This is a genomic window from Rothia mucilaginosa ATCC 25296, from assembly GCF_000175615.1.
Lineage (GTDB): Bacteria > Actinomycetota > Actinomycetes > Actinomycetales > Micrococcaceae > Rothia > Rothia mucilaginosa.
The window spans coordinates 260656-281738 of record NZ_ACVO01000015.1; the positions used below are offsets into that span (position 1 = coordinate 260656).

The 21083-nt window shown below is 55.9% G+C and carries 20 protein-coding genes; 19 read left to right on the forward strand and 1 reads right to left on the reverse strand.

Going from position 1 to position 21083, the window contains the following annotated elements; translation table 11 throughout:
- Positions 1–41: 41 nt before the first annotated feature.
- Both fusA and tuf read left to right on the forward strand, forming a co-directional pair.
- Positions 42–2156, forward strand: a complete 2115-nt coding sequence (gene fusA, locus ROTMU0001_RS04575) for an elongation factor G (RefSeq protein WP_005508395.1) — start codon at positions 42–44, stop codon at positions 2154–2156.
- Positions 2157–2356: 200 nt separating this feature from the next.
- Positions 2357–3547 carry an elongation factor Tu gene (gene tuf, locus ROTMU0001_RS04580; RefSeq protein WP_005508397.1) on the forward strand — a complete coding sequence of 397 codons (1191 nt, stop codon included), beginning with the start codon at positions 2357–2359 and terminating at the stop codon, positions 3545–3547.
- Between the two features lie 604 nt (positions 3548–4151).
- Here tuf and ROTMU0001_RS04585 read toward each other — a convergent pair.
- Positions 4152–7571: a hypothetical protein gene (locus ROTMU0001_RS04585; RefSeq protein ID WP_005508398.1), complete on the reverse strand. Its 3420-nt coding sequence runs from the start codon at positions 7569–7571 to the stop codon at positions 4152–4154.
- 486 nt (positions 7572–8057) lie between these two features.
- On the opposite strand from ROTMU0001_RS04585, the gene rpsJ reads away from it, so the two are divergent.
- The 17 genes from rpsJ to rpsH all read left to right on the forward strand — a co-directional run bounded on the left by rpsJ (position 8058) and on the right by rpsH (position 21069).
- A complete protein-coding gene (gene rpsJ / locus ROTMU0001_RS04590) occupies positions 8058–8366 on the forward strand; it encodes a 30S ribosomal protein S10 (protein WP_004005287.1) in 309 nt (102 codons plus the stop codon).
- 13 nt (positions 8367–8379) lie between these two features.
- Positions 8380–9036: a 50S ribosomal protein L3 gene (rplC, locus tag ROTMU0001_RS04595; protein WP_005504955.1), complete on the forward strand. Its 657-nt coding sequence runs from the start codon at positions 8380–8382 to the stop codon at positions 9034–9036.
- Positions 9037–9042: 6 nt separating this feature from the next.
- Entirely contained in the window at positions 9043–9660 is a 618-nt protein-coding gene (gene rplD, locus ROTMU0001_RS04600) for a 50S ribosomal protein L4 (RefSeq protein ID WP_005504957.1), read from the forward strand.
- Entirely contained in the window at positions 9660–9962 is a 303-nt protein-coding gene (gene rplW / locus ROTMU0001_RS04605) for a 50S ribosomal protein L23 (protein WP_005504959.1), read from the forward strand. The genes rplD and rplW overlap by 1 nt, the downstream gene beginning before the upstream one ends.
- A gap of 40 nt (positions 9963–10002) precedes the next feature.
- Entirely contained in the window at positions 10003–10839 is an 837-nt protein-coding gene (rplB, locus tag ROTMU0001_RS04610; protein WP_005504961.1) for a 50S ribosomal protein L2, read from the forward strand.
- A 12-nt stretch (positions 10840–10851) separates the two neighbouring features.
- Positions 10852–11133 (forward strand): 30S ribosomal protein S19, encoded by a 282-nt coding sequence (rpsS, locus tag ROTMU0001_RS04615; RefSeq protein WP_004005282.1) that lies wholly within the window; start codon positions 10852–10854, stop codon positions 11131–11133.
- A 60-nt stretch (positions 11134–11193) separates the two neighbouring features.
- Entirely contained in the window at positions 11194–11559 is a 366-nt protein-coding gene (gene rplV / locus ROTMU0001_RS04620) for a 50S ribosomal protein L22 (protein WP_005504964.1), read from the forward strand.
- A complete protein-coding gene (gene rpsC / locus ROTMU0001_RS04625; protein WP_005504966.1) occupies positions 11560–12357 on the forward strand; it encodes a 30S ribosomal protein S3 in 798 nt (265 codons plus the stop codon).
- The gene (gene rplP, locus ROTMU0001_RS04630) at positions 12358–12777 is read left to right on the forward strand and encodes a 50S ribosomal protein L16 (RefSeq protein WP_005504968.1); all 420 of its coding nucleotides are present in this window, start codon (positions 12358–12360) and stop codon (positions 12775–12777) included. It begins immediately after the preceding gene.
- Positions 12778–12782: 5 nt separating this feature from the next.
- A complete protein-coding gene (rpmC, locus tag ROTMU0001_RS04635) occupies positions 12783–13022 on the forward strand; it encodes a 50S ribosomal protein L29 (RefSeq protein WP_005504969.1) in 240 nt (79 codons plus the stop codon).
- A complete protein-coding gene (gene rpsQ / locus ROTMU0001_RS04640; protein WP_005508401.1) occupies positions 13019–13291 on the forward strand; it encodes a 30S ribosomal protein S17 in 273 nt (90 codons plus the stop codon). Before rpmC ends, rpsQ begins: the two co-directional genes overlap by 4 nt.
- Before the next feature lie 473 nt (positions 13292–13764).
- Entirely contained in the window at positions 13765–16575 is a 2811-nt protein-coding gene (locus ROTMU0001_RS04645) for a Vgb family protein (RefSeq protein WP_005508402.1), read from the forward strand.
- Positions 16576–17494: 919 nt separating this feature from the next.
- On the forward strand, positions 17495–18685 hold the full coding sequence (locus ROTMU0001_RS04650; protein ID WP_005508403.1) for a YncE family protein: 1191 nt from the start codon (positions 17495–17497) through the stop codon (positions 18683–18685).
- A gap of 641 nt (positions 18686–19326) precedes the next feature.
- A complete protein-coding gene (gene rplN / locus ROTMU0001_RS04655; RefSeq protein ID WP_005504986.1) occupies positions 19327–19698 on the forward strand; it encodes a 50S ribosomal protein L14 in 372 nt (123 codons plus the stop codon).
- Between the two features lie 3 nt (positions 19699–19701).
- On the forward strand, positions 19702–20037 hold the full coding sequence (gene rplX / locus ROTMU0001_RS04660) for a 50S ribosomal protein L24 (RefSeq protein ID WP_005504988.1): 336 nt from the start codon (positions 19702–19704) through the stop codon (positions 20035–20037).
- Positions 20037–20597, forward strand: coding sequence for a 50S ribosomal protein L5 (gene rplE / locus ROTMU0001_RS04665; RefSeq protein WP_005505001.1), 561 nt, complete (start codon positions 20037–20039; stop codon positions 20595–20597). Before rplX ends, rplE begins: the two co-directional genes overlap by 1 nt.
- 73 nt (positions 20598–20670) lie before the next feature.
- Complete coding sequence (gene rpsH / locus ROTMU0001_RS04670; protein ID WP_005505003.1) at positions 20671–21069, forward strand: 30S ribosomal protein S8; 399 nt, start codon at positions 20671–20673, stop codon at positions 21067–21069.
- The last annotated feature ends 14 nt before the right edge of the window (positions 21070–21083 follow it).

Sequence of the window (21083 nt, forward strand, 5' to 3'; positions counted from 1 at the left end):
AGTCGGCAGGCTTTCGGAGTATCTCATTTAGGGAGAATAACGTGGCACTTGACGTGTTCACCGACCTTAACAAGGTCCGCAACATCGGTATTATGGCGCACATCGACGCCGGTAAGACCACCACCACTGAGCGCATTCTGTTCTACACCGGTATTAACCACAAGATCGGTGAGACCCACGACGGCGCTTCCACCATGGACTGGATGGCTCAGGAGCAGGAGCGAGGTATTACCATTACCTCCGCAGCAACCACCTGCTTCTGGAAGGACAACCAGATCAACATTATCGACACCCCCGGTCACGTCGACTTCACCGTTGAGGTTGAGCGCTCCCTGCGCGTCCTCGACGGCGCAGTTGCTGTGTTCGACGGCAAGGAAGGTGTTGAGCCCCAGTCTGAGACCGTTTGGCGCCAGGCTGACAAGTACGATGTCCCCCGTATCTGCTTCGTCAACAAGATGGACAAGATGGGTGCTGACTTCTACTTCACCGTTCAGACCATCATCGACCGCCTGGGCGCACGTCCGCTGGTTGTTCAGCTCCCCATCGGTGCTGAGAGCGACTTCCTCGGTGTTGTTGACCTGCTCGAAATGAAGGCATACGTCTGGCCCGGCGACGCCAAGGGTGACGTGAGCATGGGGGCTTCTTACGAGGTTCAGGACATTCCTGCTGACCTGGTTGAGAAGGCTGAGCAGTACCGCGCTGAGCTGGTTGAGGCTGTTGCTGAGTCCAGCGAAGAGCTCATGGAGAAGTACCTCGAAGAGGGCGAACTGACTATCCCCGAGATTAAGTCGGGTATCCGTCAGCTTGTTATCTCCGGCGAGGCATTCCCCGTTCTCTGTGGTTCTGCATTCAAGAACCGCGGTGTTCAGCCCATGCTGGACGCTGTGATTGAGTACCTGCCCTCCCCGCTGGACGTTCCGGACGTTGTCGGTTCCAACCCCTCCAACGAGGAAGAGAAGCTGACCCGTAAGGCATCCGCAGACGAGCCCTTCGCAGCACTGGCGTTCAAGGTTGCAGCTCACCCGTTCTACGGTCAGCTGACCTACACCCGTGTTTACTCCGGTGTTGCAGCTCAGGGCCAGCAGGTTCTGAACTCCACCAAGGGTAAGAAGGAGCGCATCGGTAAGCTCTTCCAGATGCACTCCAACAAGGAGAACCCGGTTGAGGAGATTACCGCAGGTCACATTTACGCTGCGATTGGTCTGAAGGACACCACCACCGGTGACACCCTGTGCGACCCCGCACACCCGATCGTTCTCGAGTCGATGACCTTCCCCGACCCTGTGATCTTCGTGGCTATCGAGCCCAAGACCAAGGGTGACCAGGAGAAGATGTCCACCGCTATCCAGAAGCTTTCCGCTGAGGACCCCACCTTCACCGTTTCGCTGAACGAAGAAACCGGTCAGACCGAAATTGGTGGTATGGGTGAGCTGCACCTGGACATCATCGTTGACCGTATGAAGCGCGAGTTCAAGGTTGAGGCTAACGTTGGTAAGCCTCAGGTTGCTTACCGCGAGACCATCAAGAAGGCAGTCGAGAAGGTCGACTACACCCACAAGAAGCAGACCGGTGGTTCTGGTCAGTTCGCAAAGGTGCAGGTCTCCTTCGAGCCCCTGCCCCTGGATGGCGAAGAGCTGTACCTGTTCGAGGACAAGGTCACCGGTGGCCGCGTGCCTCGCGAGTACATCCCCTCGGTCGACGCTGGTATCCAGGACGCTATGAAGTTCGGTGTCCTCGCTGGCTACCCGATGGTGGGCGTGAAGGCAACCCTGATCGACGGTGCTTACCACGACGTCGACTCCTCCGAAATGGCGTTCAAGATCGCTGGTTCGATGGTCTTCAAGGAAGGCGCTAAGCGCGCTAACCCGGTCCTGCTCGAGCCGCTGATGGACGTTGAGGTTCGTACCCCCGAGGAGTACATGGGCGACGTTATCGGCGACCTGAACTCCCGCCGTGGCCAGGTTCGTTCCATGGAGGATGCATCCGGCGTTAAGATCATCAAGGCTATTGTGCCCCTGACCGAAATGTTCGGTTACATTGGCGACCTGCGTGGTAAGACCCAGGGTCGTGCAGTGTTCTCGATGGCATTCGATAGCTACGGCGAGGTTCCCAAGAACGTTGCTGACGAGATCATCCAGAAGAGCCGCGGCGAGTAATTTTCGCGTCTCACCCGTGGGCCACGGGTCAAAAACCTGTGGCCCACGTCAAAATTTTCAATTAAATCCATTATTGAGAGCATGAACAGTTTCATCTCTGCGGCGTAATCCGCTATTGTAGACGCTAGACCGTTTTATAACGGGATGCGCCGGAGCGAAGATCCGCGTGCATGTTTTCAATCGTTCTAGGAGGAACACTCTTGGCTAAGGCTAAGTTCGAGCGCTCCAAGCCTCACGTTAACGTCGGTACCATTGGTCACGTTGACCACGGTAAGACCACCCTGACCGCAGCAATCTCCAAGGTTCTGGCTGACAAGTACCCGGACCTGAACGAGAAGCGCGACTTCGGTATGATCGACTCCGCTCCCGAGGAGCGCCAGCGCGGTATTACCATTAACATTGCTCACATCGAGTACCAGACCGAGAAGCGCCACTACGCACACGTTGACGCTCCCGGCCACGCTGACTACGTCAAGAACATGATTACCGGTGCGGCTCAGATGGACGGCGCAATCCTCGTGGTTGCAGCTACCGACGGCCCCATGGCACAGACCCGCGAGCACGTTCTGCTCGCTCGCCAGGTTGGCGTCCCCACCCTGCTGGTTGCACTGAACAAGGCAGACATGGTTGACGACGAAGAGCTCCTCGACCTCGTCGAGATGGAGGTCCGTGACCTCCTCTCCTCGCAGGAGTTCGACGGCGACAACGCTCCCGTTGTTCGCGTCTCCGCACTGAAGGCTCTCGAAGGCGACCCCGAGTGGGTTGCTAAGGTCGAGGAGCTCATGGACGCAGTCGACACCTACATTCCGGACCCCGTGCGTGAGAAGGACAAGCCCTTCCTCATGCCCATCGAGGACGTCTTCACCATCACCGGTCGTGGCACCGTTGTTACCGGTCGTGCAGAGCGCGGTACCCTGAAGATCAACTCCGAGGTCGAGATTGTCGGTATCCGCCCGATCCAGAAGACCACCGTTACCGGTATCGAGATGTTCCACAAGCAGCTCGACGAAGCATGGGCAGGCGAGAACTGTGGTCTGCTGTTGCGTGGTCTGAAGCGTGACGATGTTGAGCGTGGTCAGGTTGTCGTGGAGCCGGGCTCCATCACCCCCCACACCGAGTTCGAGGCAAACGTCTACATCCTCTCCAAGGATGAGGGTGGCCGTCACAACCCCTTCTACTCCAACTACCGTCCTCAGTTCTACTTCCGTACTACTGACGTGACCGGCGTTATCACCCTCCCCGAGGGCACCGAGATGGTTATGCCCGGTGACAACACCGAGATGACTGTTACCCTGATCCAGCCCATCGCAATGGAAGAGGGCCTCGGCTTCGCTATCCGTGAGGGTGGCCGCACCGTTGGTTCGGGTCGCGTTACCAAGATCATCAAGTAATTGCCGTAAATTTACGATAATTCGCTAAAGATCTGCCGGAGAGAAAACTCTCCATCAGGTAGCGATACTCAAGGACCCCCGCAGATGCGGGGGTCCTTTTGTTATGCCCATTTTGGCCTGTTGAGGACTCCGCCGAAGCAGAGAAAGCGGCATTATCAGCCAGGGCCGCCAAAGTACAGCTCTGGGCATTCTCGGTCCCCTTTAGCAGCCGCTCAAGACTTCTGAGTGGGGAAACATGCGTAGTAATAGCGGAAGTTCACGTTGCATCCGTAACGATAGAAATCCCCCTGCGGCGGCATGGCAAGTCCGTACCTTCTAGCTGTAAATCCTGAACTCCCGGATATGGAAAGAGCACGGGCAGGTGAATGACTGCCTGATCCGTTTAGAGATTTGCAGACCTCAGAAAGAACCTGGTCATGTGGACCGGCTTGCGGCGGGGGAGCGTCTAAAGACCCTGCAGATAGGAATATAAGATCTGCGGATAAAGAAAAACGGTTCCCAGCCCGAAGACTGGGAACCGCGATTCGAATGACTGCCCCTCGTAAGGGACATAGGTAATCCTACTACAGAATGCCGCAGGAAAAGAACCTATACCTGCAACAGGTTAGATATTCTCCCCGTCACGAGGCTGGTATCCCTGCTGAGGAACCGGAGGCAGCTGCATCTGGACATTACCCTGGGGGTACATACCCTGCTGATTCTGAGGCTGTGAGAAATCCCCAAGCTGCTCAGAATCCTGGTGCGGAGCTACTGCATCCTGCTTGTTCTGTCGCACCAGCAGACGCCAGATAACGCCGGCAATGAGCAGAATAGAGATGATCAGCAGGGTCAGCGGGTTCAGACCGTTGAGCAAAATTGCCAGGTCGAGGGTGACCAAGGCGGTTGCAATATAGGTCCAGACTCGGTCGAGCAGCAAAGCGCTCAGGAGAGTCAGAGCGATGCCGAGTACCAGCACCACAATATCCGGACCATCAGCGGGAACTGCCCACGTTACCAGGGTGAGAAATACCTGCAGACCCAAAGCCCAGTACAGAGGAGAATCCGATACCTGCTCGTCTACAGGCCTCTTTGCGATGAAGTTCTTGAGAACTTTGGCAGCTACAACAGCCAGCAGAATCAGGAGAGCAACCTCAAGAATGACGCTCAGGGGATTGGACTTCGAGTAATCAATGACCAGACGGGCGATGAAGAGGCTGAACGCCGTGGTGCAGACGATCGGCAGGTTCTTCGCCTTGGTGACAGACACGAAAGACAGAGCGCCTAGGCCCCAGAGAAGTGCGTTGAGTTCTACCTGCTTGGGCTCAAAAACCAACCCAACGAAGGTGTAGAATCCCAGCACCGCCAGAGCGGGAATCATCAGCAGCGTATTGACCGGTGCATAGATGCTCTGGCTCAGGGGGCGGCGAGACATGAAACGCGCGTAGGGGGCACCCAGCGGGCCGTGCATCGGCAAATCAACCATCGTATTACCGACCGGGACAGCAATGCGAGGACGAACGTTTGCGTTCACACCGAAGACCTCAACCGGGAGCGTGACCTTCAGAACGAACAGGATAACGACGGCAATCAGAGCGTAGTAGCCCAGAAGAGTCATCATCATTGTGCTTTCCCTCGTGTTGAAGAGATTCCATAGAGAACCAATGCAGAACGTCGTGATACTGATGGAGGCACCAATCTGCATGCGGGGGATCCTGAAGATGAGTGCAAGTACCCATACGGCGATGAAGATCATCGGAGTTGCTACTGCGAACAGAAGATTATCAAAGTCGCCAATGAAACGGCCTACGCTCAGGATAGAACCAAGAGTAAAGAAAGTCGCTGCTGCGTATGCCTCGTAGTTTCGCTTGGAGTACGCGTAGAGTAGCACGCTGCACAGCGCCTGAACCGCCAGCAGGGCAAGTACGAGGAAGTCTACAAGCGATTCCTTCATATTGCCGCTGATAGCGAGCAGAATGACAGACCAGCAGATGGGGAATCGTGCAACGGTGAGTAGTTCCGAACGAATCGAAGAGCCAGCCGGCATAAAGAAACCAAGCGCACCGTAGACGACGGTCAGGAGCGCCGGCAGTGCTACAGCGATGTACTCCTTCTGCAAGTCGTACAGCAGGTAGTGTCGCGAGCCAATCGTCGCGATAAGCAGAGTCGAGTAGAACGCGATACGGACAAACATGACAAGCGTGGAGCGGAAGGACCCAACGTCCGAAAGTCGCAACGCGCGAGCCAGAATAAGAGCGCCCAGCACGCTCAAGAAGAGGACGGCACCCGAGAAGAGAGGGAAACCAATCCAGAATCGGCCATGCGCTCCGCCATCAGCATGGTTAGCTACGTACCCGACGAAGAGAGCAAAAACGCCCAAGAAGAGGTAGACCGACATCTCTACAAGACGGTAGCTTGCGTTCTGCGCTGCAACGCCCTGAGAGAGGACAAAAGTCAGTAGCGCAATAACGGCGCAGACCAACGCAAACATCAAAAGCGACTCAGAAGTCTGCATCTCAGGAATGAGAGCGAGGAAGAGTTGAATCATACCAATGGCATAACCGATGTTGCTCAGTACCGCTCCAGCGGTACGTGCCTCAGGGGCCTTAGCACTGACCAGATAGATGACTACTGCCGCGGTAAAGAAGAGGTAGAAAGTACCCTGATTGCCGGGGGACGCGTACATGCCAACAACTGGAATGAGCGCTACAAAACTCATGAGTAGCAGAGGCTGGATTGCCTTGCGGTACAGCAAGAAACTCACAATGCAGAGGACACCAATAACCCAGGGGGCAGGGAAGATACCTTGATTACCTTCTGCATAAGGAAGGAAAGCGCTCCAGCGCGTTGCGTATACAGGGCTATCGGCAGCATGAGCAGTGAAGAAGGCATCAATGAGAGCGAAGAAAGAGAAGAACACGCCGACGCATGCGTCAATTGCCGGCAACCACTCCATCTTGTGAGCGGGATGGTGAGGAGCTTCCTTCGCCCAGGGGATAGCCGGGGTGCTTTGAACCTGCTCGGGCTGTTCATCAGTAGCAGGAGCAGAACCAGCAATAGTCTTCTGCAGACGAGGAATAAATACGTAAGCAGAAATCAGGTTAACAACCAGGACCGAGACGAAGAAAATGCTGGGGAACCACGGGCCGTGATCCGAGTCCATGATGAAGGAGAGAACAGACGCAATCGGGTAGATACGTGCCTGGGCATAGTAATCTGCCGTACCGTTCAGCCACGTGAAAAGAATGGCATGCACAGACATGACTGCAAACGCAATACCCGCATCCGTATAGCTCAGATCGTTGGTGAAGAAGAAAATAGCGATGGCAGTAGCCGGAACAAAAATGCGGGAAGAATCAACAAGACCTTCGCGGATGCCCTTCGGAGCAGCATTCGGGGCAAAATGCAGAACCAAACCCAGAACGGTGGCAACTGCAGTCAGTGAAACAAAATACCAAACGAAAGGCAGAGCCGCTACCTTTGTAGCCGCCAACGAGTCCGAAACAATGAACGAAATCAGCAGGTACGCCATCACACGGTTACGCATGAGGGCACAGGCTCCAACAATGGCTGCAGTGCCAACCAGAGACGTGAGAAGCCAGACGTAGCGTCCTTCAACCCAAATCTTGAGGACATAGGTAGCAACGCCAGTCAGAGGAATAAACGCAAGACCGGTTGCTGCAAAAGAGTAGGAAGCGATACGTAGGCGCTCCACGAAGCGGTAGGTGAGCAGACCGGCTCCGTAGAAGACGACTGCTCCAAGCGCCATTGCAAGGACACGGAAGATAGCCGTTTCATCCTGAGAAGACGTCACCGAGGTGACAAAAAGACCCGCAGCACCGATGAGCAGGAGCGAACCGATGTACAGAACAATATTGAGGAAGATATCCTCATTGACCCGGCGGCGCTGCGCAGGAGGCTGAGGATACGGACCCGACAGGGATGGGGGAACGTACAGACCGAGACCTTGCGGCTGGACATGCTGAGGGCTCTGAGATGAAGAGTGAGAGCTAGAGGATGCCTGATGAGGTTGTGTCGGCTGAGACATGGTTTCTCCTTAGGCTGTAGTGATACTTCTACGATACGAGAGTCTTTAGACCTAAAAGCTTTATTAAGAGCAATAAAGCGCATGGAACTTACTGAAAGTAGATTGAAAGCTCCCTGAGAGTTACATTCAGGGAAGTGCCTCAAATTGACAAAGACAGTTAAGTGTTCTTAAGCACTTAACTCGTGTTTGTATTGCTTAAGCGCTCTATCTCTGAGAGAATTGACGACGTTGTCAAAGCGTCTACCTGCACTAAAGGTAGGCCCACGTATGACCCGGTCCGAAGGATGACGGGACGAGTATGTCTAGAAAATAGGCGACACGCCCGAGTTCGGGGGTCGGTACTCAGGCGGGGTGAGGAACCCGGCAAAGCCGGATTCAGTCCGTTCTGAGTGGCGCACGTGATGAATATATCGCGTTCCTTAAGCGCTATAACAAAGGGGCAAAAGCTCCGATACAGGGAATACATCAAGAAAGAGAGTCCGACAGATGGCGGGACAGAAAATCCGCATCCGTCTGAAGTCCTATGACCACGAGGTCATCGATTCTTCGGCACGGAAAATCGTCGAAACGGTAAAGGGCGCAGGCGCAACTGTAGTTGGCCCCGTGCCGTTGCCGACCGAGAAGAACGTTTACTGTGTTATCCGTTCTCCCCACAAGTACAAGGACAGCCGCGAGCACTTCGAGATGCGTACGCACAAGCGTCTGATCGACGTTGTTGATCCGACCCCCAAGGCTGTTGATGCCCTCATGCGTCTCGACCTGCCGGCAGACGTAAACATCGAGATCAAGCTGTAGAGGATCGCATCTAATGACTAACAAATTCGAGCGCCAGGTGAAGGGCCTGCTGGGCACCAAGCTCGGCATGACCCAGGTCTGGGACGAGGACGGCAAGTTCGTGCCCGTCACCGTCGTCAAGGCTGATTCTAACGTTGTTACCCAGATCCGTAACCAGGAAACTGACGGCTACGAAGCTGTTCAGATCGGTTTCGGTGCAATCGACTCTCGCAAGGTTACCAAGCCCCTGGCTGGTCACTTCGAGAAGGCCGGTGTTACCCCCCGTCGCCACATCGTCGAGCTGCGTACCGCAGATGCTTCTGAGTATTCCCTCGGTCAGGAACTGACCGTTGAGCTCTTCGAAGCAGGCCAGAAGGTCGACGTCGTTGGTAAGACCAAGGGTAAGGGCTTCGCAGGTGTTATGAAGCGTCACGGCTTCAAGGGTGTTGGCGCGTCTCACGGTCAGCACAAGAACCACCGTAAGCCCGGTTCCATCGGTGGCGCATCCTACCCCGCACGCGTGTTCAAGGGTATGCGCATGGCTGGCCGTATGGGCGCAGCACGTCACACTACCTTGAACCTGACTATCCAGGGTGTGGACGCAGAGAACAATGTCCTGCTGATCAAGGGCGCAATCCCCGGTCCCAAGGGCGGCGTTGTTCTGGTTCGTACCGCTGTGAAGGGAGCCTAATACATCATGGCTGTTAAGACCCTTAAGGTAGACCTGCCCGCAGAGATTTTCGACGCGCAGGCATCCGTGCCCCTGCTGCACCAGGTTGTCGTTGCACAGCTCGCTGCTGCACGCCAGGGCACCCACAAGACCAAGAACCGCGGCGAGGTTTCCGGTGCAGGCCGTAAGCCCTTCAAGCAGAAGGGTACCGGTAACGCACGTCAGGGCTCCATCCGTGCACCGCACATGACCGGCGGTGGCGTTGTTCACGGTCCGACCCCGCGTAACTACGCACAGCGCACCCCCAAGAAGATGATCGCCGCTGCACTGCGCGGTGCTCTCTCCGATCGCGCTCGTCACGACCGCGTCCACGTTGTCGAGAACTTCATCTCCGGTGAAACCCCCTCGACCAAGGCTGCAAAGGCTGCATTCGCAGCTATCACCGAGCGCAAGAACATCCTTCTTGTGATTGCTCGTGCAGAGGACGTTGTGGCTCTGTCCGCACGTAACCTGGAGAACGTCCACGTTCTGTACGCAGATCAGCTCAACACCTACGATGTGCTGGTTTCTGACGACGTGGTCTTCACCAAGGCAGCATTCGACGCATTCGTTGCTGCAGCTCAGAAGAAGGAGGGCGCTAAGTAATGAGCGTTTCCACCAAGTCTGTATACGACGTGATCATCGCTCCCGTCGTTTCCGAGAAGAGCTACGGTCAGCTCGACGAAGGTAAGTACACCTTCGAGGTCGCTACCGATTCCAACAAGCTGGAAATCAAGCAGGCCATCGAGAAGATCTTTGACGTCAAGGTTGCTTCCGTCAACACCATCAACCGTCAGGGCAAGCGCAAGCGCACCCGTTTCGGTTGGGGCGCTCGCAAGAACACCAAGCGTGCGATTGTGACCCTCAAGGAAGGCACCATCGACATCTTCGGCGGTCCGCAGGCATAAGCCCCGCGGAGACCACTTTAACGAAGGAAGAAATATCTAAATGGGTATTCGTAAGTACAAGCCGACGACCCCGGGTCGCCGCGGTTCGAGCGTTGCTGATTTCTCCGAGATCACCCGCTCCACCCCGGAAAAGTCCCTGCTTCGTCCGCTTCACAAGACCGGCGGCCGTAACAACACCGGCCGCATCACCACCCGTCACAAGGGTGGCGGCCACAAGCGCCAGTACCGTCTGATCGACTTCCGTCGTCACGACAAGGACGGCGTGAACGCACGCGTTGCACACATCGAGTACGATCCCAACCGTACCGCTCGCATCGCACTGCTGCACTACTTCGATGGTTCCAAGCGCTACATCATCGCTCCGAACAAGCTCGCTCAGGGCGACATCGTCGAGTCCGGCCCCGCAGCTGACATCAAGCCCGGTAACAACCTGCCCCTGCGCAACATCCCCGTTGGTACCGTGATTCACTGTGTTGAGCTCCGCCCCGGTGGCGGCGCAAAGCTGGCTCGTTCCGCAGGTGCTTCTGTACAGCTGGTTGCTAAGGAAGGCAAGTACGGTCAGCTCCGTCTGCCCTCCGGCGAAATCCGCAACGTGGATGTTCGCTGCCGCGCAACCGTTGGTGAAGTTGGCAACGCTGAGCAGTCCAACATCAACTGGGGTAAGGCAGGCCGTAACCGCTGGAAGGGCATCCGCCCGACCGTCCGTGGTGTGGTCATGAACCCGGTTGACCACCCGCACGGTGGTGGTGAAGGTAAGACCTCCGGTGGTCGTCACCCGGTTAACCCCAACGGTAAGCCCGAGGGTCGTACCCGTCGTCCCAACAAGGAAAGCGACAAGCTCATCGTTCGTCGCCGTCGTACTGGCAAGAAGCGCTAAGGAGCCTGAAACATGCCTCGTAGTTTGAAGAAGGGCCCTTTCGTTGATCAGCACCTCTACCTGAAGGTTGCAGCTCAGAACGAGAAGGGCACCAAGAACGTAATCAAGACTTGGTCGCGTCGCTCGATGATTATCCCCGACATGCTCGGTCACACCATCGCAGTGTACGACGGTCGCAAGCACGTGCCGGTGTTCATCACCGAGTCGATGGTTGGTCACAAGCTCGGTGAGTTTGCTCCGACCCGCACTTTCCGCAGCCACGTGAAGGACGACCGTAAGGGCAAGCGTCGCTAATCGGTTCACACCGATAAGCTAACGTTTCCCTTTCGGCAATAGACGAAAGAGAGATAGGCAATGGAAGCCAAGGCATCAGCGCGTTTCGTTCGCGTTACGCCTATGAAGGCCCGCCGTGTCGTCAACCTGATCCGTGGTAAGCAGGCGGAAGAGGCTCTGGCGATTCTGAAGTTCGCCCCCCAGGCAGCTTCGGAACCGGTATACAAGATCGTTGCTTCGGCAGTAGCTAACGCTCGTCAGAAGGCAACCCAGCAGGGTCTGCCCTTCCGCGAGGAAGAGCTGTTCATCAGCGAAGCATTCGTGAACGAGGGCCCGACCATGAAGCGCATTCAGCCCCGCGCTCAGGGTCGCGCATACCGAATCAACAAGCGCACCAGCCACATCACCGTGGTAGTTGCTACCCCGGAGAAGGAGGAGGACCGCTAAATGGGTCAGAAAATTCACCCGAACGGTTTCCGACTGGGCATCACCACTGACCACGTCTCCAAGTGGTTCGCTGATTCCAACAAGCCCGGCGAGCGTTACGCTGACTTCGTCCGCGAGGACGTAAAGATCCGCGAGCTGCTGGCTAAGAACCTGGATCGCGCAGGCGTTGCAAAGGTCGAGATCGAGCGTACCCGTGACCGCGTGCGTGTGGACATCCACACCGCTCGTCCCGGTATCGTGATTGGCCGCCGTGGCGCAGAAGCAGACCGCATCCGCGGCGAGCTCGAGAAGCTCACCAACAAGCAGATTCAGCTGAACATCCTCGAGGTTGCTAACCCCGACCTCTCCGCTCAGCTGGTTGCACAGAGCATCGCAGAGCAGCTCGCATCGCGTGTTGCATTCCGCCGTGCAATGAAGAAGGCAATCCAGTCCGCACAGCGTGCAGGCGCAAAGGGTATCCGTATCCAGTGCTCCGGCCGTCTGGGTGGCGCTGAAATGTCCCGTTCCGAGTTCTACCGCGAAGGCCGTGTGCCCCTGCACACCCTGCGTGCGAACATCGACTACGGCTTCTTCGAGGCTAAGACCACCTTCGGTCGCATCGGCGTGAAGGTCTGGATCTACAAGGGCGACCTGACCGACAAGGAGCTGGCAGCTCAGCAGGCAGCAAACAACCGCCGTGGCAACCGCCGCGATGGTGACCGCCGCCGCCAGGGCAACCGTGGTCCTCGTCGCGAGCGCCGCAACGAGAACGCTTCGGCAAAGGTCGAGGCCAAGACTGCAGAGAACGGTGAGGCATAAATGCTTATTCCCCGTCGAGTAAAGTACCGCAAGCAGCACCACCCCAAGCGTAGTGGTCTCGCAAAGGGCGGCACCGAGGTTAGCTTCGGTGAGTGGGGCATTCAGGCCCTGTCGCCCGCATACGTGACCAACCGCCAGATTGAGGCTGCACGTATCGCAATGACCCGTCACATCAAGCGTGGCGGTAAGGTCTGGATCAACATTTATCCCGACCGTCCGCTGACCAAGAAGCCCGCTGAAACCCGTATGGGTTCCGGTAAGGGTTCGCCCGAGTGGTGGGTCGCAAATGTCAAGCCGGGTCGAGTCATGTTTGAACTCTCCGGTGTGTCCGAAGAAGTGGCTCGCGAGGCAATGCGCCTGGCAATCCACAAGCTCCCGATGAAGGCACGTGTTGTGCGTCGCCGCGAAGGTGGTGAATAAGCGAGATGGCAGTAGGATCCAAGGACCTGAGCATCGATAAGCTCGCAGAGCTCTCCAACGAAGAGCTGGCTGCAAAGCTGAGCGAAGCGAAGAAGGAACTCTTCAACATCCGCTTCCAGGAAGTCACCGGTCAGGCTAACGCAGGTCGTCGCCGCACTATCAAGCGCGACATCGCACGTATCTACACCGTGCTGCGTGAGCGCGAGCTCGGTATTCGTCCCGCAACTGAAGGTGAGTCCAAGTGAGTGAAGTAAAGAACGAAGAGCGCGGCTACCGCAAGACCCGCCGCGGCTACGTTGTCTCCGACAAGATGGACAAGACCGTTGTCGTCGAGGTCGAGGACCACGTGAAGCACGCACTGTACGGCAAGGTCGTTCGCCGTAGCTCCAAGATCAAGGCACACGATGAGCAGAACGCTGCTGGCATCGGTGACCTCGTTCTGATTGCAGAGACCCGTCCGCTGTCCGCTTCCAAGCGCTGGCGTATCGTGGAGATCATCGAGAAGGCTAAGTAAGCTCTCTTCATGACTCTCTGCTAGAGCAGTAAAAGAGCCCCTCTCCTACTTCGGTAGGAGAGGGGCTCTTTGCTTTTAACCTTTGTACGGGAAAAACCGGGGCGGGCGCCCTATTGCACGGGCTAATAACAGGCGCTAAGACAACATTTGTCATAAATGTCTTGATATGTCATACGAGAAAGCAATATTTTTCTCTCGCGTTGATGGCGCAATCCATGAGTAGACGCTACTAGAGAAGAAAGCGCATGTGGATGCGGAATTAGGGCGAAAAAATGAAAAGTAATACGTGAGTAAGGCGCCTGGGGACTGCGGAATCCGATGAGCAGCACTTGAAAACAACCTGATTAGGGACTTATTATCAACTTTATAGTTGCTTAGCATAACCTTTCCTAATAATTAGTCGGGTGGCTTTGCACCTTCCGGAGGTTGCACGACCTTTGGAGAAGTACCACTACACATCATTGAGGATCATCATGACTTCTTCACCCAAGCCCTCACGTAAGCTGCTCGCCATTGCTGGCGCACTTTCCGTTGTTGCAGGCTCTTTCGCTGCCGTTCCCGCTACCTTTGCGGCAAACGTCTCCGCATCCGTTCCCGGCGGGAACTCCCAGAGCTCCACTGAGGAATGCCGCCACATTGCAGTGCGTGCTACCCAGTACCAGGGCCTGCCCGGCCAGTACCAGCTTGCATACTCGGCAGCAACCTCCTCCCTCTACACTTCCTTCTCCTCCGGCCGCCCGCCGATTCTGACCGGTGGCGTCGGCACCTGGAACGTTGCATCCACCCCGAGCCTTGCTACTGTCTACCAGTTCCCGACCACGGACTTTATTGCACGTGGCGCTACCGCACCGACCGGTAAGCAGATTGAATCTCCCTACGGTATCGCTTACGATGAAGCAACCGGATACGTATGGGTGACCCAGACCCGCGTCAACAAGGTATCTGTCTTCGATCCCGCGACCAACAAGATTATTTGGAGTAGCGCAGAAGGCGACGTCAACCACCCCCGCGAGGTACGCGTCGACCCCTCCAGCGGTAAGGTCTTTGTATCTGGCTCCGGCGGCATTAGTGTCTTCGACACCACTCGGCACGCCCTGGTCAAGAAGATTGAATTTACTGACGCCAAGGGCGAATCTGACATCGCAATGAACATGCACGTAGATTCCGCAGACGGCAAGCTTTACGTGCCTTCCCTGAGTGCCGGCACTGTGAAGGTAATCGACACCAAGAGCTACGAGGTTGAGAAGACCATTCAGCTGCACAAGGACAATGCTGAAGCCGACCTGAACGCCTCTGACGTCACTATCGACAAGTCTCTGAAGGAAATCTACGTCAGCTCCCAGGGTGACCGTAAGGGCACTAACTCCGGTATTACCGTTTACAATCTCGAAACCGGCGCTTACAAGAAGACCATTCCTTTCGGCTCTCAGGCTCTTGCGATCACCTCCGATGAAGCACGTGACCTGCTGTACGTGACCGATTACGGCACCGGCAACGTCGGTGTTGTTGATGCACGAACCGGCACCGTTGTTTCTCAGGTGTCTACCGGTGCGACCAGCGGCGCAAATGATGTTCTGGTCGCTGCAGACGGCAGTGTATACGCTGTAGCACGCAGCATCGAAGGCGCTTCCGCTATCGAAACCGACTACACCATCGATAAGACCACCGGCGAATACCGCACCTCTAGCACCGAGCCCAAGGGCAAGGACAACGCAGACTCCCCGATTACTCCCGGCGTCATGGTGAAGATCAACACCACCGTTGAAACCACCGCGAAGCCTGCTGCACAGACTTCTTCTGAAGAACTGGTGAAGACCTACGCCGACGGCGCTAAGCTCTACGCCGTGAAGGACTGGACCACCGGTGAAACCCTGAAGCTGCGCGGTGAAGGTTTCAAGACTCAGGACGGTTCAAAGGGCTCCGTACTCGCAGTCAAGCTGAACAAGGGCCGCATCTCCGCGAAGGAAGAGCCGAAGTTCAACGGTGCTGAGGGCAACAGCGCAGGTGTTTGGGCGTACATCCAGGCAGATGAGAACGGTAATTTCACCGCTGAACTGCCGTACCCGACCACCGAAAACTCTAACCTGACGGAAAATCTGAAGAGCGGCGATAAGGTTTCGGTCTTCCTGCTCTCCGGCTCCATTGTTGAAGGTGACACTCCTCGCGGTGGTGAAGCGCTCTCCGCAACTGTTGCAGAGAAGAAGGCAGACACCGCTGAGACCTGCGCACCGGCAGAAACCACCCAGGTCTCTGCTGCTCCCTCTGGCGTGACTACCACTTACCCCGCGGGCACTAAGCTGAGCCTGCCTGATAGTGATGCGCCCACTCCTGCTCCGAGTGAGTCTGCTAAGCCTGAGCCGACCACCCCGGCTCCGAGTGAGTCTGCTAAGCCTGAGCCGACCACCCCGGCTCCGAGCGAGTCTGCTAAGCCTGAGCCGACCACCCCGGCTCCGAGCGAGTCCGCAAAGCCCGAACCCAGCACCCCGGCACCCTCCGAAAGCGCAAATTCCAATGAGGTTGTGCACGAGTACAAGGACGGCGCTAAGGTCTACTTCCCCAAGACCTGGGACGGCCAGAAGCTGACCTTCCGTGGTGAAGGCTTCAAGACTCTGGACGGTAAGGGCTCCGTTATTGCCGTCAAGCTGAACAAGGGCGCTATTTCCGCGAAGGAAGAGCCCAAGCTCGAAGGCGTTGAAGGCAATAGCGCAGGCATCTGGGCATACATCAAGGCGGACGAAAACGGTAACTTCACCGCAACCATCGACCGCCCCACCGTGGCAAACTCTAACCTGACTGAAGAACTGAAGACCGGCGATAGCGTTGCTATCTACCTGCTCTCCGGTTCCTTGGCAGAGAACGATAACGTACGTGGTGGCGTTGCCGTAGAGTACACCTTCAGCGTTGAAAACCAGGCACCTGCGCCGAAGGTTTCGGAGCCGAAGGCATCCGAGTCGGCTAACGCACCTGTAACTAACCCCTCTGCAGCGCCTTCCGCATCGGCAGAATCCAAGGAACAGGCAAAGGAAAACGCTAAGGACCAGTCCAAGGCTCCCGTGGATTCTTTGAACTCCGAGACCCAGAAGAAGGACAACGCTGCTCCGAAGACCTCCGGATCTTCGTCGCAGAACGTCACCTCTTCCAGCAACGGCTCTACCTCTTCGAACTCCTCGAAGTCTTCACTGGCTAACACCGGTGCTTCGGGCGTCGTCATTGCAGCCGGAATTGGCGTTCTTGCCCTGGTCGTTGGCGCAACCGTGCTGGTAGCACGTCGCCGCAAGGCATAGTCCGTACCCCAGGCAGCCCACGATACTACCGCTCGGTAGTAGCTAAAGAGGCAGAGCGGGATCTACTAGATATTCAAGAACCCGATTGACTTTCTGAAACTGTCGATACACATTGAAAGGGGCGGTACCCATCGAAGCGATGGGTACCGCCCCTTTCAGTTTGCATATATGCCTGTTATATAGGCGGAAGGCCTAGACCAGGGGCAGAAGTAGTAGCGGGGGCGCCCCCTCTGCACTCGCTCACCCATATTTGACGATTTAACAGCCCCAAAGAATGAAATGTAGGGTTCTAGCGCCTCAGATATAAAGAAAACCCGCACCGAAGTGCGGGTTTAGTGTCAAAGCGAGGTTCGGTCCCTAGACAAACGGATTAGCGAGGAAAAAGGGACCCAAGAAATCTGTCCGATAAGGACCGAACCTCTTATTTGACGCATGCGTCTCTTCTATTATGGTACATCTCGTTGATTTTCGCACCTTGAAGCGTGTTTATTACCAAAAAACTTGATTTTTGAAAAAACAACCCTTAATTTCTAAATTTTTAAGCAGATTTTTTCGGAACGCTGCTTTGAGGGGCTCAGAAGTGACGAAATATTACGAAATCCATGGCTCTAGACGCCTCAGGATAAGCTTATAAACTCTATAATCTGTCAATATCTCTAGATAGATGTCTTTTGTGCTGATTATATGCAGACTGCAAAGTTTTCGTTGAGTAAATCCACCTCACTCAGATCCCGGGGGAGAGCAATGAGTATTGCCGATATAGGGTATCTTGGCCACGAACGGCGCAGCGCATGGACTACGCCAGAAAAGCCTCAAAGTGGTGGGTGAAGCGTAAGATGTATAACAGAAAGCTCCGGATGCTAAGCCCGCAAAATATGAGGTGAGCTAGCCTCCAACCTACACAACTCTGGAGATATCTATGGTTCCCTCAGCCTCAGGAGAAGAACAGAAGAGCACCCTGGGCGCCAACCATTTTTCTGTGGATCGTTCTGCGGGGCTCGCTGGGCAGTATCAAGTGGCATACAACCCCGAAGAGAACGTTCTTTTCGTAAGCGGAAGCTTTAATCACACGAAGACCCACGGTACTCTCTGCGCAACAATCGCACGCATAAACGCAGATACCCTGCAGGTTGAGAAGACGGCTGTTCTGCCTGCTATCCCGGAAAATAACCCCGGGTTAGAGAACCTCTTCCAAATCCAGGCTGCCTACGGTCTAGCAGCAGACAACGAGCGGGAGCTTCTCTGGACCGGAGGAACCCGCACAAATTCGGTATCCGCATACTCCCAAAAAGACCTAGCGCTCGTATGGGATTCTCTCGCTCTAGGAGTGGAGATGCTAATTCCGCGTGAGCTATATGTTGCACCCAGCGGTGCCGTACTCGTGACCGGAATGGGTGGTTACCAGGTAATCGCTGCACCTAACGCAGAAGGAGAACGCACGGTTAGCTCTCTTCAAGGGGACGGTCCCGCTATGCTACTAGGACCCGTAGCTGATGAAGCTCGTAGCCGCCTGTACATCCCGAATATTATGCGAGATGAAATCTGGGTTGTGGACATGAACACCTGGGGGCTCGTACGTAGGCTACCCGTAACTGGCGGGGAAGACGCCAATGCTCCAATCGGTGTTCACGGTGTGGAGATTGATCCAACGCGCGGCGAACTGTATGTCTCTGCACAGGGGCGCGAGGGTAAAAACGGCGGTCTATATGTTCTGAGTTTTGAGGGCGAACACCTCGCTTATCTTCCATTCGGCAAAATGCCCACCGATATCTTGCTCGATGCAGAACGCCAGCTGCTCTATGTTGCCGATTTTGGGGGCAAGGGAGACCCAGCCGCTGCTGGCGGCGGAACTGTTACCGTCGTTAACACGCTCAATCGAACCATTGTTGAGACTCTGCAGGTAGCCCCAACCCGTATTAATCATCAGGTCCTGTTGAAAGATGGGAGCGTCGTCGTTATTGATAAGGCAGGGGACTACTCAGCAGTTATGGTTCCCTACGTGCTGGATGCGCACTCCGGTGAATACTATGAGGCGGCGGAGGAGTCTCGCCCCGGAGAAACTCCTCGCGCTATCGTTCGTGACGGTATTGCGAAAGTGTATGTGCCTTAGCTGCTGAGTGGAGAGTGGTAGGCGTGCTGTACTCTAGTCCGGTATGCACGTTTACGAGGAGTGGAACCTCTGGGATCTCTCGCCAGCCCTGCGGCAAGTCTGTCGTGGGGGCATATTAAAACGTAGTAAAATATAAATATCTACCATCCTTGTTTTACACATTGTTTGGTAGATTTCTCGAGGCCCCTTCAGTTTCTTATGCGTCAGGAACTACACGAAGGGGCCTCCTGCTTTAAGTGTCAAATAAGCCGCCTTCTCGTTCGGTGTTGATGTGGGGTATGAGGTTTTTGGTCTCCGATACATGCATTGTCTTGGTGAATAGGGTAGTGGAGACCGAAATCATAGTTAACAAGCCCTTGCGCTAGATACCTGCTTCCTGTATAGTGTTAAGACTGTGTGGCTGTATCCAAATAGCCGCACAACCACGGGCTTCTCGTGCCAGTGCATAATGCCGCTATTTACGGGTGGATACGCCCGCTTCACGCGGGTCCAAATGCTTCTGGCATGGGTTTGCCCCAGGCGTTTCCGCTAACCCCTCCCACAGAGATGGGGCCCGGGGCGTCAACCAATCCCGTAAAAATGTTCCGCAAGGCTGGCTCGCGCCTAAAGCGAGTCGGAACCGGCGAGACGACAGGAGAAATATGATTCAGCAGGAGTCGCGACTGAAGGTCGCCGACAACACTGGTGCGAAGGAAATCCTGACCATCCGTGTTCTCGGTGGTTCCTCGCGTCGCTACGCAGGCATTGGCGACATCATTGTCGCAACCGTCAAGGATGCAATCCCCGGCGGTACCGTAAAGAAGGGTGACGTTGTCAAGGCAGTCGTCGTCCGCACCAAGAAGGAAACCCGTCGTCCCGACGGTTCCTACATCAAGTTCGACGAGAACTCCGCAGTGATCCTGAAGAACACTGATGGTGATCCCCGTGGTACCCGTATCTTCGGCCCCGTGGGTCGTGAACTTCGCGACAAGAAGTTCATGAAGATCGTTTCGCTGGCTCCGGAGGTGCTCTAATTCATGGCTAAGATCAAGTCCGGCGACCTGGTTCAGGTTATTTCCGGTGCAGATAAGGGCAAGCAGGGCAAGGTTCTGAAGGTTCTCCCCAAGGAAAACCGCGTGATTGTTGAGGGCGTCAAGGTCGTCACCAAGCACACCAAGGCTAACCCCCTGACCGGCGCAGCAGGCGGCATTCAGAAGGTTGAGGCACCGATCCACGTTTCTAACGTTGCGATTGTTGACCCCGAGACCAAGAAGCCGACCCGTGTTGGTTTCCGCCTCGAGACTGTAGAGCGTGACGGCAAGGAGCGCACCGTTCGCGTGCGCGTTGCTAAGCGTTCGGGTAAGGACATCTAATGACCGAAACCAAGATCACCCCCCGCTTCAAGACCAAGTACGCTGAGGTCGTCGTTCCCGCTCTGCAGGAAGAGTTCAAGTACGAGAACGTCATGCAGACCCCGAAGATCGTTAAGGTCGTCGTAAACATGGGTGTCGGCGAGGCAGCTCGCGACGCAAAGCTCATGGACGGCGCAATCCGCGATCTCACCGCAATCACCGGTCAGAAGCCGATTGTTACCCGCGCGAAGAAGTCCATCGCACAGTTCAAGCTGCGCGAAGGTATGCCCATCGGCGCACACGTCACCCTGCGTGGCGACCGCATGTGGGAATTCCTGGACCGCCTCGTCACCCTGGCACTGCCCCGAATCCGCGACTTCCGTGGCCTCTCGGACCGCCAGTTTGACGGTAACGGTAACTACACCTTCGGTCTGACCGAGCAGTCCATGTTCCACGAAATCGATCAGGACTCGATCGACCGCGTGCGTGGTATGGACATCACCGTGGTGACCTCCGCGAAGACCGACGAAGAAGGCCGTGCAATCCTGAAGGCACTGGGCTTCCCGTTCAAGACCAACTAACGACTACGTTGTAGGTCCAGACCCCGTTACCGCGGGGTAGGGAAACCACAACGAGGAAGGGCTAAAGCCCACAATGACTATGACTGATCCGGTCGCAGATATGCTGACCCGTTTGCGTAACGCAAACTCCGCATACCACGACACCGTATCCATGCCCTACTCCAAGCTGAAGGCTCGCATTGCAGAGATCCTGAAGGCTGAGGGCTACATCGCCGACGTGAAGGTTGAGGATGCAAAGGTCGGCAAGACCCTGACCCTCGTCCTCAAGTACGGTCCGTCCCGCGAGCGTTCCATCGCTGGCGTGCGTCGTATTTCCAAGCCGGGCCTGCGTACCTACGCAAAGTCCACCAACCTGCCCCAGGTTCTGGGTGGCCTCGGCATCGCAATCCTGTCCACCTCTTCGGGTCTGCTCACTGACAAGCAGGCAGCGAAGAAGGGCGTGGGCGGCGAAGTCATCGCTTACATCTGGTAGTCGGTTAGAAGAGA